At 60.0% G+C, this 14936-nt stretch carries 18 protein-coding genes; 5 read left to right on the top strand and 13 right to left on the bottom strand.

Annotated features, from left to right (window positions below):
- Entirely contained in the window at positions 1–279 is a 279-nt protein-coding gene (gene clpS, locus BN32_RS03515) for an ATP-dependent Clp protease adapter ClpS (RefSeq protein WP_051488433.1), read from the bottom strand.
- Positions 280–472: 193 nt separating this feature from the next.
- Positions 473–781: a hypothetical protein gene (locus BN32_RS26685; protein ID WP_152343896.1), complete on the bottom strand. Its 309-nt coding sequence runs from the start codon at positions 779–781 to the stop codon at positions 473–475.
- Positions 782–998: 217 nt separating this feature from the next.
- Between BN32_RS26685 and BN32_RS03510 the strand changes: the two genes are divergently transcribed.
- A complete protein-coding gene (locus BN32_RS03510; protein WP_019196721.1) occupies positions 999–2354 on the top strand; it encodes a TadE/TadG family type IV pilus assembly protein in 1356 nt (451 codons plus the stop codon).
- Between the two features lie 77 nt (positions 2355–2431).
- Here BN32_RS03510 and BN32_RS03505 read toward each other — a convergent pair whose 3' ends face one another.
- A complete protein-coding gene (locus tag BN32_RS03505; protein ID WP_019196720.1) occupies positions 2432–2764 on the bottom strand; it encodes a phasin family protein in 333 nt (110 codons plus the stop codon).
- A 396-nt stretch (positions 2765–3160) separates the two neighbouring features.
- Between BN32_RS03505 and BN32_RS03500 the strand changes: the two genes are divergently transcribed.
- Entirely contained in the window at positions 3161–5131 is a 1971-nt protein-coding gene (locus tag BN32_RS03500; protein ID WP_019196719.1) for a D-alanyl-D-alanine carboxypeptidase, read from the top strand.
- Between the two features lie 247 nt (positions 5132–5378).
- Here the strand turns inward: BN32_RS03500 and BN32_RS03495 are convergent, their stop codons facing one another.
- The 5 genes from BN32_RS03495 to BN32_RS03475 form a co-directional block, all read right to left on the bottom strand.
- On the bottom strand, positions 5379–6113 hold the full coding sequence (locus BN32_RS03495; RefSeq protein ID WP_019196718.1) for a DnaJ domain-containing protein: 735 nt from the start codon (positions 6111–6113) through the stop codon (positions 5379–5381).
- A gap of 175 nt (positions 6114–6288) precedes the next feature.
- Positions 6289–7035 carry a vWA domain-containing protein gene (locus BN32_RS03490; RefSeq protein ID WP_019196717.1) on the bottom strand — a complete coding sequence of 249 codons (747 nt, stop codon included), beginning with the start codon at positions 7033–7035 and terminating at the stop codon, positions 6289–6291.
- Positions 7036–7125: 90 nt separating this feature from the next.
- Complete coding sequence (locus tag BN32_RS27530; RefSeq protein WP_082757980.1) at positions 7126–7308, bottom strand: hypothetical protein; 183 nt, start codon at positions 7306–7308, stop codon at positions 7126–7128.
- Positions 7309–7465: 157 nt separating this feature from the next.
- On the bottom strand, positions 7466–8314 hold the full coding sequence (locus tag BN32_RS03480; RefSeq protein ID WP_019196715.1) for an alpha/beta fold hydrolase: 849 nt from the start codon (positions 8312–8314) through the stop codon (positions 7466–7468).
- Positions 8315–8644: 330 nt separating this feature from the next.
- Positions 8645–9565: a division plane positioning ATPase MipZ gene (locus BN32_RS03475; RefSeq protein ID WP_019196714.1), complete on the bottom strand. Its 921-nt coding sequence runs from the start codon at positions 9563–9565 to the stop codon at positions 8645–8647.
- A 187-nt stretch (positions 9566–9752) separates the two neighbouring features.
- On the opposite strand from BN32_RS03475, the gene panC reads away from it, so the two are divergent.
- Complete coding sequence (gene panC, locus BN32_RS03470) at positions 9753–10604, top strand: pantoate--beta-alanine ligase (protein ID WP_019196713.1); 852 nt, start codon at positions 9753–9755, stop codon at positions 10602–10604.
- A gap of 56 nt (positions 10605–10660) precedes the next feature.
- Here panC and BN32_RS03465 read toward each other — a convergent pair whose 3' ends face one another.
- The 5 genes from BN32_RS03465 to BN32_RS03445 all read right to left on the bottom strand — a co-directional run bounded on the left by BN32_RS03465 (position 10661) and on the right by BN32_RS03445 (position 13709).
- Entirely contained in the window at positions 10661–11098 is a 438-nt protein-coding gene (locus tag BN32_RS03465; RefSeq protein WP_019196712.1) for a DUF1489 family protein, read from the bottom strand.
- Between the two features lie 56 nt (positions 11099–11154).
- On the bottom strand, positions 11155–12126 hold the full coding sequence (locus tag BN32_RS03460; protein ID WP_019196711.1) for a hypothetical protein: 972 nt from the start codon (positions 12124–12126) through the stop codon (positions 11155–11157).
- 69 nt (positions 12127–12195) lie between these two features.
- On the bottom strand, positions 12196–12399 hold the full coding sequence (locus BN32_RS03455) for a hypothetical protein (RefSeq protein ID WP_019196710.1): 204 nt from the start codon (positions 12397–12399) through the stop codon (positions 12196–12198).
- 271 nt (positions 12400–12670) lie between these two features.
- Positions 12671–13036, bottom strand: coding sequence for a YidB family protein (locus BN32_RS03450; RefSeq protein ID WP_019196709.1), 366 nt, complete (start codon positions 13034–13036; stop codon positions 12671–12673).
- A gap of 16 nt (positions 13037–13052) precedes the next feature.
- Positions 13053–13709 carry a glutathione S-transferase family protein gene (locus BN32_RS03445; RefSeq protein ID WP_019196708.1) on the bottom strand — a complete coding sequence of 219 codons (657 nt, stop codon included), beginning with the start codon at positions 13707–13709 and terminating at the stop codon, positions 13053–13055.
- A 141-nt stretch (positions 13710–13850) separates the two neighbouring features.
- Here BN32_RS03445 and BN32_RS03440 point away from each other — a divergent pair, with 141 nt between their 5' ends.
- Complete coding sequence (locus BN32_RS03440) at positions 13851–14531, top strand: DUF599 domain-containing protein (protein ID WP_019196707.1); 681 nt, start codon at positions 13851–13853, stop codon at positions 14529–14531.
- A 113-nt stretch (positions 14532–14644) separates the two neighbouring features.
- Positions 14645–14920: a DUF3253 domain-containing protein gene (locus BN32_RS03435; protein WP_430641879.1), complete on the top strand. Its 276-nt coding sequence runs from the start codon at positions 14645–14647 to the stop codon at positions 14918–14920.
- The last annotated feature ends 16 nt before the right edge of the window (positions 14921–14936 follow it).

Below are 14936 nucleotides of genomic sequence, written 5' to 3'. Positions count from 1 at the left end.
CTACTTCTTTTCCATCACGCATTGCAAAGGATGTTGGTGTTTTCGCGCAAAGTCCATGACCTGCGTCACCTTGGTTTCAGCGATCTCGTATGTAAAAACGCCGCATTCGCCGATCCCGTGATGATGAACATGCAACATGATCGTCGTCGCGGCTTCAACGTCCTTGTTGAAGAACTTCTCCAGAACATGAACAACGAACTCCATCGGAGTGTAGTCGTCGTTCAGGATCAACACGCGGTAGAGGTTCGGGCGCTTGGTCTTGGGCTTGACCTTGGTAATGACGGACGTGCCTGCCCCCCCCGCCCCTCGCTGCCGCTATCATCCTTGCTCATTCGCGGGCGGGCGCTAGCGGTTTGTTCGCTGGACACCTTGGGCGCCGCGACTGGTTCCGGATATGAAGACGAGTGCAGCATGGCTTAAGAATTCAAAATCCCCACAAAGCGACCTTTCCGGCAACGAAAACGCCGTCGGATCAGATTAACAATATGGGTCGCCGTTCGCCCGCCCGCAAGCATGCCTTTGCTGGCTGGAATCGCGCCGGGAGAACCGCACGACGCCCGTACGGCAATGCCGGATGGTTAACGCAAGCGCCCAAAATCGCGCGAATTTCGTTATGAGGCGTTGAAGTGCTGTTGACAATACGAACCGATTGAGGGGCCGAAAGGTCCATTTCATGGGGCATTTTACGTAGATTGACGGCAACTTTTACCGCCCCTTCATTGCCCACTTCTACGACATGGCAGGACCCATTTTTGGTGACCGCAATGAACATTGCATCCATTTTCAAACGTTCCCGCACCTCAGGCCCCGGCTGTGCGGCTGGCGAATTGGTAAAATTCGAACGAAGCGGGAAACCCGATCTTCACGATGAAACCGCAGCCCCACGATCCCCGGCCGCCTACTTCTCAGGTGTACCCGTTATTCATCGCAACACTTTACTACCTCTTCACGCCTGCAGCCTATCTCGCGTCCCGGAGCCCTATTCTTCTGGTGACGTCATGAACGATGCATCGATTTTCAATCGCGTCCGCGGAACGATCGCGCACTTCCGCGATGCGCAAGGCGGCAACGTCGCCGTGATGTTCGGCATCGCAATCGTACCAATCCTGGGCTTCGTTGGGGCCGCCGTCGATTACGCTCGCGTCAACAACGCCCGCACCGCCATGCAGACCGCCCTCGACACCACTGCCCTGATGATCTCCAGGGACGCGTCGGGCCTCACGACCGACCAAATCAGCCAGAGGGCACAAGACTACTTTAACGCGCTCTACAAACACCCGGAGGCGCTCAACGTCGCGGTGACGGCCGGTTATTCCAAGAGCACCAGTCAGGGATCCAAGGTCGTCCTGACGGGGTCGGCCACCATGAAAACCGATTTCATGAAGGTCGTGGGGTATCCGAACCTCGATTTCGGCGCGAGTTCGACGACAGTCTGGGGTAACACCAGGATGCGCGTCGCCATGGCACTGGACATCACCGCATCGATGAACCGCGTCGGCAAACTCGACGCCATGAAAACGGCAGCCAAGAAACTGGTGGACACACTCAAGTCGTCGGCGAAAACCGTCGACGATGTGTATCTGTCAATCATTCCTTTCAACGTGATGGTCAATGTCGGCACCGCCAACAAGAACGCGGCCTGGCTTGATTGGGACAAAAGTTATGGCAGTTGCAGCCAATCGTCCAAGACGACGAAGAGTTCGTGTGTCGCAGCCGGCAAGGTATGGACCGCCAGCAATCTCAACAACTGGAAAGGTTGCGTGACAGATCGCACCCAATCTTATGACACGACCAAGGACGCGCCGACCACCGCCACCCCGGGGACGCTGTTTCTTGGCGAGAGTTATAACGACTGCGCTTCGTCGATCCTGCCGATGACGTCAGTGTTTACCGCCAACGAATCCGACGGATCGACGGACGACAGCACCATCAAGGGCAAGATTAATAATCTCGTCGCGGTCGGCTACACCAACCAGAGCATCGGCATGCAGTGGGCGTGGATGCTGCTGCAATCGACAGATCCGTTCCCGACGCCCGCCAAGGATGCGAACTACAAGTACACCGACGCGATCATCCTGCTGTCGGACGGAGCGAATACGCAGAATCGCTGGTACTCGTCGGCATCACCGATCGATGCGCGGCAGAAAATTCTCTGCGACAATATCAAGAACAAGACGAACGGAGCAACCGTGGTCTACACTATTCAGGTCAACACCGATGGCGATCCGGAATCCACCATTCTGAAATACTGCGCCGACAGCGGCAATTTCTATTCTTCGACCAGCGCAAGCGGCATCGCAGCCGCGTTCGATTCAATCGGAAACTCACTGTCGAAACTGCGTATCGCCAAGTAACGAACGGCGGATCATTCATCGCAATAAAAAAGCCCGGCGTTGAGCCGGGCTTTTTCGTGAGTGGAGAGAGCCTTGAATTAGTGAGCGGTCACCTTCGCGACCAGACCTTCGAAGGGCTTGAAAGCCTGCTTGGCGAGATCGGTGTAAAGCTCGCCGATCTTCTGCGACTCGGCAACGAACGTCTCGTATGACGTCTTGGCGTATTCGGTCTGCAGTTCGACCGCCTTTTCGATCGACTTCACGCCCGACAGCTTCTCAACGAAGCTCTTGGTGTCTTCGAACGACCTCTTGGCATACTCGCCGTAGGCATTCGCAATCGACTGAAGGCCGCTCGAGAACGTGTTGGCAGACGCAACTGCGGCATCGAACTGCTCTTTGCCGTACTGCTGAAATTCTTCAACCTTGACCATTACGGAGTGTCCTTTTCCCAGACTGTTGTCCTGCGCCGGGAAGTACCCGGCTCCCTAACCACGACTTTGGTAGTACTGCATCGCACAAATAAGTCAAGAATATTGTGCGTCGCACAATCGTCTTAAATCCGTGACAAAAGCTGCAAACTCCGGAAACCCTTGCTTAACCCTTTCGAAACCGTCGCGACCTAATTTGATTCCCTGCGCTTTTCACGTTCTCGAACGAATACGAAAAGCTGCGCGGTTCCAATACCTTAGCCGGATCACCGACTGTCCGGCTCCGGCCCTTTGGAGCCGCAGTTTCGCATGGACGACGCAGCCAGAAGATTGGCTGCGGCCGGACCAAATTTGGCCTCAGAACGAGGCGAATAAACTGGGAATCGGACGGGGAAATTCATGCTTGGGGTCAAATCGTCAGCGTCATCACGCACGCTTCGCCTTTGCCTTCTCGGCGTCGCCACCATCTCCGTGGCCGTAGCCTTTACCGTCGACACCGCAGACGCCCGGCGGCGTCACAAGCGCCACCACGCCGCAGTATCGAGTTACAGCCCCGCCTTCTCCTCCATCATCGTCGATGCCAACTCCGGCAGCACGCTCCAGGCCACCAGCGCCGACAGCCTGCGCCACCCCGCCTCGCTCACCAAGATCATGACCCTCTACATGCTGTTCGAACGGCTGGAGAGCGGCAAGCTCAAGCTCGATACCCCAATGGACGTATCAGCTCATGCATCTCAGCAGGCTCCGACCAAGCTCGGCCTGCGGCCAGGTCAAACGATCCGCGTCGAAGACGCGATCAAGGGTCTCGTCACCCGCTCCGCCAACGACGCCGCCGCTGTCATCGCTGAAACGATTGCCGGCGACGAGGATGATTTCGCCAAGTTGATGACGCGCAAGGCGCGCGCGCTCGGCATGAGCAAGACCATTTACAAGAACGCGTCTGGCCTTCCGGATAGTGAGCAGGTCACCACCGCGCGCGATCAGGCCACGCTCGGCCGCGCCATTCAGGACCGCTTCCCGAAATACTACCGCTACTTCGCGACCGAGGCGTTCAACTACAAGGGCCGCTCGATCCGCAACCACAACAAGCTGCTCGGCCGCGTCGAGGGCGTCGATGGCATCAAGACCGGTTATACCCGCGCCTCCGGCTTCAACCTCGTGACCTCGATGAAGCGCGGCAATCGCTATGTGGTTGGCGTCGTGATGGGCGGACGCAGCGGCGGCTCCCGCGACGCCATCATGCGCAACCTGCTCGCCGAGCATCTCGATGAGGCGGCAACCCGGCGCACTGTTGCAGCCATCACGGAACGCGGCAGCGACACGCAGGTCGCCAGCGCTGACGATTCCGAAGAGACAAAGATCGAAGCGAAAACCCGCGCCGCGCCGGTGGTTCAGGTGCAGGGCGCGATCAAGGTCGCATCGACTCCGCCGGAACCCGTCCCGCTTCCGGCGCCGCGCGCGCCGGTTGCACCGGTAAAGGTTGCGGCCGAAGCTCAGAACAAGCCAGCGCCGGCACCGCTCACCAGCGGCGTAATCGCCTCGCAGACTTTTGCCGCTATCCCGGGTTCCGCCGAACCGATGACTCCCGTGCGCGTGAAGACGGTTCAGGTTCGCATGGGTCAAACGAAGGTTGCGTCTGCTGCACCGGGTGCTCCCGCTCCGGTTGCCACCAGCGCCATTCCGGCGCCGCAAAGGGCCGAGGTCGCCGAGACTTCAAAGACTGTTGTCGCCAAGGCTGAAACCAAAGTCGAAACCAGGGTTGAGCCCAAGGTCGAATCCAAGGCCGATCGCCGCGCGGAACCATGGCCGGTCGCCTATAATCAGCCGCGTAGCGACTTCCCGGCACCGCTTCCCGCACAGCCCAATACCAGCAACGGCATTGGACAGGGCATCATCGGCTCCGCTCCTGCCCCTACCCCATCGACTCCGCAAGCGCAGACGCTGGCCTATGCAGACCCCGCACGCGGCGCACCGCCCACGACCCTGGGAGCACAGGCCGTCGCCCTTCAGACATCCGCGGTACCGCAACAGCAGCCGGCTCCGCAGCCGATACAGCAAGCCACCTTGCCGCCTGCGCAGCCGATGCAAACGATCCAGCACAACGGCGCGATCAAGACCGGCGCCCGCTCAGGCTGGATCATTCAGGTTGGCGCACTCGAAAGCGAAAACGAAGCCCGTCAGCGCCTCAGTGCCGCACGCGGCAGCGCCAGCAAGCTGCTCAGCGATGCAGAGCAGTTCACCGAGACGGTGTCCAAGGGCAACAAGACGCTCTATCGCGCACGCTTCGCCGGCCTCAACCAGGATTCCGCTGAAGCGGCATGCCGCACGCTAAAGCGCTCCGACATTTCCTGCATCGCTATTAGAAACTGATCGCAAGGCCATCCAGTCCGGATGAAGCGAAGCCCGCGGCGAAGCCGCGGGCTTTTTCTTTTCGGGTGGGGCCATGGGGTAACTTTTTGCGGCTCCACGCGCGCATGCAACCATTTTTCAAGACTTGGTCTCTAAAACATTAACTGCAGGATCGACCACGCCGGATAACGGCGGGCGTCCGCAGGGGCATTCAATACAGAGACGGAAAGGCTGCTCGCAGTTTGTAGCGTGATGTTGCGTGCTGGAGTCAGCGATGATTGCGAAGAAGAGTGTCCTTGGCCTCGTTCACACGGGCAGCGAGGTACGTCGAGCCCCCTTGGTCGGGATGAAGTTTCTTCATGAGCCCACGGTGCGCCCGGCTGATCTCATCACGCCCTGCGCCCGGCTTCAGGCCAAGGATCTGATAGGCCTCCTCCGCCGTCATTTTTCCGCTCGGCGCCGCACGGCGATCCTCGCCTCCACCCCGGCCTGCCCCTTCGCCCTGCGCGTGCTCACGCCAGGCGGGAAACCGGCGATCCAGATAACTTTCCAGAAGAGCCCAGCTCTCGGCATCGAACCCCCGCGCCAGAGCAATGAGTTCATCAAGCGTGAAGTCGTCCAGTACGCGCCCCGCTTCGGGGCCGGCGGTAATAAGCCCCTCAAGCGCCCCGGTGTCGTGGTCGAGCGTCATCTCTATAAACTGGGATCGTACCTTGGACTTCTGCCCGTTTGATTTCCACGCGCCGGGGCCGTAATTGCCCCAGGCCGAACCGAGCTGGGCGCCGAACGGCGACCAGCCCAGCAGGCCGGCGCCGAAAATTCCGAGCGGAATAGCCACAGCAAGCTCACCCCTCGCGCCGATAAACAGCGCCGCGGCCAGCGTGACAATGCCCCCGCCAGCGCGGACGACTTTCGCAAGCCACTTCGGATCGGCGCCCTTGACAATATTGAGGGCGACGTAGAGCAGCGCGACGGCGACGATGCCTGCGATCAGGGTCGGCATGGGTCAATCATTCTTCATGTTCAAGCGCGGTTCGCACGCGAAGGTGCGGCCTGACCGGTCAAGGTTCATGTAGGTGTCTAGCGTGCTTTGAGGAATGCCGACATCCGCGAATTTTTGCCGCTGGCGTTGGGGCAATGCCCCCGGCGAACCACCCTCGAGCGCTGCCGTGCATCCGCTACTTCATCTGCCCGAGCAGAGCCGCCGCTCCTGAGCCGTTCCTCGCCAGCCGCATCAACGCATCTCGCCCGCCGGCGGCATAGGCGGCTGCCGCGCGGAGAAGTTCGCGCAACTGCGCCGCCGAACCCATGTCGAAGCGGCACCACGCGCCGCCGGTCAGCCGCGCGATCTCACGGAATGCCGCCTCCGCCGTTGGATCATTGCCTTCCTGGAACATAAAGCACGGCACCTTCAGCAAGCCGAGTTCGCCCGCGGTGGCGCATAGCGCATCCACGCTCTCTTCCATCGCGTCGCCAACGAACACGATGGCACGCACGCCCGATGCGACAGCCTCGCGCCGTGCATCCGAGAGTACGCGGCCAAGCTGCGTCTGCCCGCCCCGGCAATCGATTTTGCCCATCAGCGTGGCGAGGTGCGCGGTATCGGATATCCATTGGCTGGCACGACACTCATTCAGACCGCGATAGTAGACGAGGCGAACTGAAAGGCCGCCGATACTTCCCGCCTCCCGGAACATATCCGCCTGAAGCTGGCACGCCATGTCCCACGTCGGCTGGCGGCTCATGGTGGCATCGAGAGCGAAGATCAGGCGGCCTGTCCCGGCCTTACCCGGCGTCATCGCACGAGCTTTTGCGACAAACGCCGCAATGTCCGCGGAGGCTGACGTCTGCGTGTCCGGCACGGTACGGGCGCGGCCTGAGACAGGCTGTTCGCCGGTTTTTGGAATGGTCGGATCGCGCGTCATCTTTGCTCGCGGTTAGTTGCGAGTCTTATGTGGAGCGCGGAGGACAATTGGTCAATTCATTCACCCCCCGAAAAGGCGATGGCCACCACCCTATTCGATTGGCACCGCGAGCCTTCCTATGAGCTGTGCTACCTCGCTCAACCGGCGATCGTCATGTTCGGCAACGGCACGCGCCAGACGCGACAGGCACTCGTCATCACTGACGACAGGCGGTGTCCGATGATCCGCCGATGGCGCGAGCGTGGGAGATCGGGAGAAACTACTGATGTCCATGACCGTCACCTCGTGGATTGAGTGATCTCAAGCGAGCAGAAAGTCATGCCACCAGCGTAATGTGGCGGTTTGAGGTAAGTCGACAGCTACCAACCGTTCTCACGCAAACGTGCAACCCGCCGGAAACAAACCCGGCGTGGACACCCGCGGTCAGAGGTTAGTTAATGGGGGGAGCAATCTGAGCCACAGAACCCGGATTCGGCACCACGATCTTCTTGGTGTCGACTGGTGCAAGCTTGCTCTCGGTCGCCAGGAACTTGTCGAGGACGCCCTGAATCGATGTCTTCACATTATCAGGTCCGCGATCGCTCATGTCTGTGTGCTGGAAGCCCGTGTTGACGACGGTGATCCCCGACTGCTCACATGTGTCATCATCCGGCACGACGCCGGGATCGGCCTTGAACACAGGATCTTTCGAACGGAACGACAGAATCTTGAATTTGCCCTCGGTGAGGAACGGCACGCGAAGATTATCGAGCGTGACGATCTTCTTCACATGCTCCGGATACATCTTGGCGAAGTACATCGAGATGTCGCCGCCATTGGAGTGTCCAACCAGCGTCAGATGATCATAGTCCGCATTCGGCTGGATCTTCGTCATCTGCTTCACGGTGAATTCGATATTCGCCACGCCGCGCTCATAGACAGGCAGGCGTCCGACATACAACTCGCCCACCTTGGTGACCAAGGGAGCATCGGTCGCCAAATCATGCTGGATGCTGGCGACAAAATACCCGCGAGCAGCGAGCACGTTGGCGAGAAAGGAGTACTCGGTGAATTTTACGGTGTTGCCGTGATTGACGATGGCAACAGGCAAAGTGAGCATGCCGGCGTTTGCCTGCATTTCCTTGTCACGGCGCACAGCAACCGCGACTTCAATCGGACGATCACGCGTTGAATCGTAGAGCGTCAGCGTCTCGTGACGGATCGCCCATTTGGTCGCGGTGAAGTATGCGACGACAACGATCGCAAACAGACCAAGCAGGATGAAAATTCCACGTTTCATCGCATCCTCGAAGTTGCCAGATCAGGCCAGAACCCCTCCGGGCCGCTCTGTCACAATACAGTGTTTTAGAATCCTTCGTACTTGTCCAGTTAGATGATGACAGGCGAGCGACAAACCAGCTTAATTTCCCGTCATGTGTCTGACATAGACCGGTTATTTGTGCGATGCATCAAATGTGCCAAAGCACCGGAAACGCATCGTTTGGTCTATGACGCGTGAATAACAAAGCGCGTAAACGGCAATAAGTTCACATTTTCAGCAAAGAATTGCTCGCTCGCAGTGGAACCGGCTCAGGAGCCGCCGAGGAACCAGGCTGCGATAGCCCTAAATCTAGGCTGTGAGACCGTGATTTTCCAGTGGACGGTCGACCTGGGCAAACCATTCGGCCCGAGTCGCGGCCCGGCGGCGGCCCCGTTCATCGATCGGGAGCTTCAGGTGGCGCAGCAGGCTCGTCACCTCCTCGCGGGCCGTCACGTGGGCCATGTTCGGACGGGTGCCCAGTGTGGCCTCGTCCAGGTCATCGAGCGCCGTCAGGCCACGCGGGAAGAACTCGCGGTAGACCACGCGCTCGGCGAAGCCATCAACCGGCCGGAAACCGAGCCGGAACGAGAGTTGGTCGAGTCCTTCCGCAATGAGCTGCTTGTTTCGCGACCCCAGCATCGACAGGCGATTTCGTACGACGATCCAGTCCGTGGTCGCGCCATCGAGATCGCGGCGCTGCTTGCGCGCGACCTTCACCATGGTTGCGTAATGGCTTTCGCCAATCACGGAATAGGTCGCCGGGTCCACAGAACCAAGCACGTCGAAATCGAGGAAGCTGTCGTTTATCGGCGTAACCAGCGTATCCGCCATCGAATGCGCCAACCGCATCAGGTAGCTGTCGGTGCCCGGCGTATCGATAACGATGAAGTCGTAGGTCCGCTCCACTGCACTGACCGCCGCGGAGAACTGCTCGAATTCCGACATCTCGTTGTCGTCGATCTGCATGCTCGAGCCCAGAGCGACACAGCAATGGTGCGGCACCTCAAGAGAGAGCCCGGTGCGCTGGACCCAGGCCCGCCGGTTCTCGATGTAGCGGGTGAAGCTCTTCTGGCGGGAATCGAGGTCGATGGTGGCGACGCGCTGCCCGGCCTTCAGCAGCGCAACCGCAACGTGAAGCGCTGTGGTGGACTTGCCCGACCCACCCTTCTCGTTGCCCAGCACGACGACATGCGCCGACCCGGACTGCCCCTGACTCGTCTGCAAAAGCATGCAAATCCCCTGTGGATATCTTCAGCCAAGTCCAGAAAGAATCAAGTGAAATTCGAATGGGCTGTGACTTCATGATGAATCTGCAGTCCGATGGGGTGCAAAGCCGTGCGTGGTCGTTGGCGCACACCACCGCCTTTGTTAAGACTGCGACCCACCTGACAATCACCCGTTGCAGACATCGGCACGAATGACCCGTTCCCCCATCATCGCCCGCACGCTTTCATCCCTTCACCGCGCCCGCGCCGAACTTGGCAAGCGCAATGCCACACTCGCACTTGTGCCGACCATGGGAGCGCTCCATGACGGCCATGTGTCGCTGGTCCGTCTCGCCAAACGGCGTGCACAGAAGGTCGCCGTATCGATCTTCGTGAACCCTACGCAGTTTGCGGCGCACGAAGATCTCGGCTCCTATCCGCGTACATGGAAGGAAGACCTCGCGCGCCTCAAGGCAGAGGGTGTCGATCTGATCTGGAATCCGGATGTGAAGACGATGTATCCGGACGGTTTCGCGACCCGCATTGCTCCCGAAGGTCCGGCGCTTGCAGGGCTTGAGGATAAGTTCCGCCCCCACTTCTTCGGTGGCGTGGCAACCGTCGTCGCCAAGTTGTTCACGCAGGTGCAGCCGGACATGGCCCTGTTTGGCGAGAAGGATTTTCAGCAGCTCAAGGTCGTCACCCGCATGGCGCGCGATCTCGATCTCGGCGTCAAGGTAATTGGCGGCGCGATCATCCGCGAGCGCGATGGCCTCGCGATGTCGTCACGCAACATTTATCTCTCGCCGGATCAGCGCCGGACGGCACCCGTGCTGTTTCGCACGCTCAAGGCGGCAGCGAAGCGGATGCGCGCTGGTGATGGCTTCGAGGTCGCGCTGTCCGATGGGGCGGACCACATTCGTCAAGCGGGATTTGCGCTTGATTATCTTGAGGCCCGGCACGCCGAGACGCTTGCGCCGATCGCATCCTTGAACGAGGGGCCGGTCCGGCTGCTGGTGGCGGCAAAAATCGGAACGACTCGCCTGATCGACAACATCAAGGCGTAGGGCGTGATTTTCTGAATAGTCACGCCCACACAAAAACTAGCCAAAGCAAGCCCAACTCACAGCAGGCCCAGCTCGCGCAGTTCGCGTCGCAGCGGCTCAGGCATTGCGGCCACGCTGGCAGCAGCCTTGCCGAGGTCCGGTGGCGCGCTCTTCGGATCGAGATAGCGCCAGCCCTGGAATGGCCGCATCGGCCGCGGTGACACCGCAATCAGCTTGGGCTCCATCACGAGGCGGCATCGCCCGATGCCATCCTTGTCGCGAAACGGCTCGATGCCGAGGATTTTTTCGCGCGCGGCGATTTCACCCTTGATGACCCAATAGATTGATCCACCGTCGAGAAGTTCATCGACGCGCTTGGGTGACATCCGGGTCACATGGATGTGGCGTGGCGGCAGGCCCTTCGCCTTGGCCTGCCTTACGCGCTCGGCGATCCAGCCCCTGAGATCCTTGATGGACGTGGCACCGACGCTAAGCTTGACGAGATGAAGCGGCATATTCGGGATCGCCAGCGCGACGCCACGGCATCACGCTTCAAATGGAGGAAGAGCGATCAGTTATCATCGCTCGCCGCGGGCGGTGCAAGCTGCACGGGTGCTTGTGCACGCGATTTCTGTGGCTGTGGCGGCGCGGCCTTTTTCGCGGCAGTGGGTGCCGGCTGAGGATTTATCACAGCAGCAGGCGCACTACGCGCAGGTGATGCAGCGGCAGGTTCCGATGGACGCCGTTCGGCCTGCGCGCCTTGCGCAGCCGGCTCAGGCGTCATGATGTTGATGGGAGGGATCGACGCTGCACTCGGAAAATCGCCCGACACAGGCTTCCCGGGCAGTGGCAGGGTACCCAGCACGGGGGCAGCTGCAGCACCAGCGGCCGTGACGACCGGCGGTGCATTCCACGACGAAGCATAGCGGCCGACAAAGTTGTCGTAGAGATTTTCGCTCATGTTGGACGAGATTTGTCCCGAGTTGGTGAGCGACTGAAAGAAAGGACAGGCCGCCGTCAGCGTGCAGCCCTCCCGCGTCTTGAGGACCTGGGCGACCAGTCCGTAGCGATCGCGCTCGATGGTCCGCCGCAAGGCGTTCAATTCAGGCGTCATCACCTTATTGGCGGTGGCGGCATTGCCGAAGGAGGCAAGCCGCGAAACCTGAGCAGCGGTGTAGGACACGCCGGCGGCGATTGAGTCAGCAGATGCGAACAGCGCTTTCTCACAGGCCGCCTCGACGCTCTCGCCGGCAAGCCCGTCAAGACATGCCAACGCCGGAAGCGACGCATTCGATTGTACGGCGGACTTGATGTCCCCGGAGATGGCACTGCTCCCAGCCGCGCGCATCATCGCAGTCACTGCAATGCCGATCGCCAGCAACGTGATAACAGTCAACGCGCCGTTTGCGACCGATCGATCGGCGCGAAACAGCGTGACCAGGAGAATGATTGCGAAGAAACCCGCTGCAGCGATGGTGAGCCACATCGGCAGGTTCGCCGATTGCCAAAAATTCTCGATCGATGATGCCCAGGCGCGGTCCATGCGAGGTCCCCTTCACAACGAACCAGACCAAGCGCCGCAACCGCGGCGAAATTCCGTCGCGGAAATATCTTAGGCGACGGCGAGTTGGCTTTCTTTCGCCACGCGCTCGAAGGCTTCGGTCGAACTCTTGATGCGGTACTGACAGTCGTCACCGTCTGTCGGCAGCAGGCGGATCACCTCGTAGGTTCCGCTCGCAGCTGGTCGCGCCACGTTGCTTGCCGTGAAATAGACAGTCTCTCCAACGATGTACTTGTGCTTCAACACCCACTCCATCACGCGATACGCGCATTTTGGCGGCCTGCCGTTGTCACGGCAAAACCAGTTTGACGCCCTGCGACGGTATAGCATGCCGGACCTCGATTTGCCAGATAAACCAACACACGGGAAGCGACACAATCCGTGTTATATTTCAATACCTTATAGCCATTTCTGAGGCCTTGCGTAGGCATCAAGGCAGGGTCCAGCGGTGTGCAACGCCGCAATTTTGCCTTCACTGCCGCTCCGAACAATTTCCCGGCAAGTTCAGTGTGTTAGTCTGGCAAGCTCACGCCGTGCGCGGCAGCGTACCTTGGGGGCTCGCTTGATCCACCGCCGTCGGTAAAACCTGAGCCAGGACGGTCGAAAGCTGGTCGACCGGGATGCCGAAGCGGGTGGCAAGTTTCCTGACGGTATCGTTCCCCAAAACGTCCTGCAGTTGCTGCGCACTGATCGGCAGATTGCTGCCAGTACCGATCCACGATCTCACCTGATCGCCAAATCCAGCTTGCTGCAGTTTGGCGACGATGGCGGTTAATCCGCTGTCGCTTCCACTGCCGAGAACCTCGCTCAGGATCACCGGAATAACAGCCGGGTCCAAGTCTCTTGCCGCCCTCGCCGCCATGACGCTGGTCAGCATGTCCAGAATTCCCATGGAGCAGTCCCTCGGCTCAGTCGACTTCGAACTTCTCGATGACCAGTGCTTCGGCCAGCGCAGCGCTGGTCCATTCCTGAAAGGCAGCATTCGCCAGCATCGTTTCCATGTACGCACGAACCGGCGGCGCTACGTCAATGGCATAAGTCCGGAAACGATGGACGACCGGCGCGAACATCGCGTCCGCGCCGCTGAAGCTGCCGAAGAGATACGGACCCTGCCCGCCGTGTTGCGCCCGGCACTCGGTCCATATCTGCTGGATGCGCGCGATGTTGGCCTTGGCATCGTCAGAGAGCGATTTCGAGCGGATCGGGCGATGAATGTTCATGCCGCATTCGTTGCGCAGCGCCATGAAACCGGAATGCATTTCCGCGGATATGGAGCGCGCGTGTGCGCGCGCGGCGACGTTCTGCGGCCACAGACGCGCGTCCGGAAATCGCTCGGCCGCGTACTCGATGATGGCAAGCGAATCCCAGACCGTGACATCGCCATCGATCAGCGCCGGCACCTTGCCCGACCGGGTCACGTCGAGAATGCGCTGCTTGTCGGCGTCGCCTGTGTAGAGCGGAATGACGATCTCATCGAAGGCAATTCCGGCCGCTTTCAGTGCCATCCACGGCCGCATCGACCACGAGGAATAATTCTTGTTCCCGATAACAAGCGTCAAAGCCATTGATTGAGATCTCCCTGCGGCACCGACCTTGCCATGACGGGCGCGCCGCAGGCAACCAGCCCTTGGGGAGCATCAAAACCGCTTCGCACCAGTCAGCTTCCTGTTCTATCGTATCCGGCATCCTTCGGAAGGCATCGAGTCGTGAACCTGTTTGCAACTGCCGACCTCGTGGCGATCGCATTCTTCGTCCTGGCGTGGATGGTCTACGCGATCACGCTTGAGCGCACAGGGCACGGACGCAACAGCCTCAACGCCCGCATGAGCATCTACCGTGAGGTCTGGGTGCGGCGCATTCTCGACCGTGAAACGCGGATGGTCGACATGCAGATCATGACATCGTTGCAGAACGGCACGGCATTCTTTGCATCGACGACTTTGCTGGCCATCGGCGGCGGATTGACGCTGCTGCGATCGACCGAGGAGGCCATGTCGGTACTCGCGACCCTGCCGTTCGGCATACGAAGCTCCCCTGCTTTATGGGAGATCAAATGCGTCGGACTCACCGTGATCTTCGTCTATGCGTTCTTCAAGTTCTCTTGGTCCTATCGCCTGTTCAACTATGTCGCCATCCTGCTCGGGGCAATGCCGTTCTCGGACAAGCGCGACACGCCCGAAGCGCAGTCGCATGTCATGCGAACCACGAAACTGTTCCAGTCGGCAGGCCGGCACTTCAATCGCGGCCAGCGGGCCTTCCTGTTCGCGCTGGGTTATCTCGGCTGGTTCATCAGCCCGTGGGTGCTGATCGCAACCACATTGGCCATCGTGATCGTGATGTGGCGCCGGCAGTTCGATTCCGACGCCTATCGGTCCATGTCGAAATAGGGCCTAGTGTCCTGAATTCGAAGTTCGCCTCATTGCGGTAGAAATGATGCGGACTTGCGAACCACCACACCAGCACGCTTGCCGCGCGGGCGGCGATGCGTCATGGCATGGGCATGAACAAATCCGATTCGAAGATCGCCGATGGCGGATCGCTGGACGACGCAATCCTCGCCGTGCTGGCACGGGCCGGCGCAAAGACCCTTAGCGCCCCTGAGATCGCTCACGCGATCGCTGCCGAGGACGAATGGCATGGGTTGCTGGTGCCGATCCGCAGGTCCGCCGTAGCGCTTGCACAGGCCGGCCGTCTCGTGATCTATCGCAAGGGCAAACCAGCCGACCCGAATGACTTTCGCGGGGTCTATCGGCTTGGATTGCCAAGGCACGATTAAGACCGGGCCTGATCTG

The organism is Afipia birgiae 34632, from assembly GCF_000308295.2.
Lineage (GTDB): Bacteria > Pseudomonadota > Alphaproteobacteria > Rhizobiales > Xanthobacteraceae > Afipia > Afipia birgiae.
Note: the sequence above shows the minus strand (reverse complement) of the source record. Positions and strands in the feature narration are given on the sequence as shown.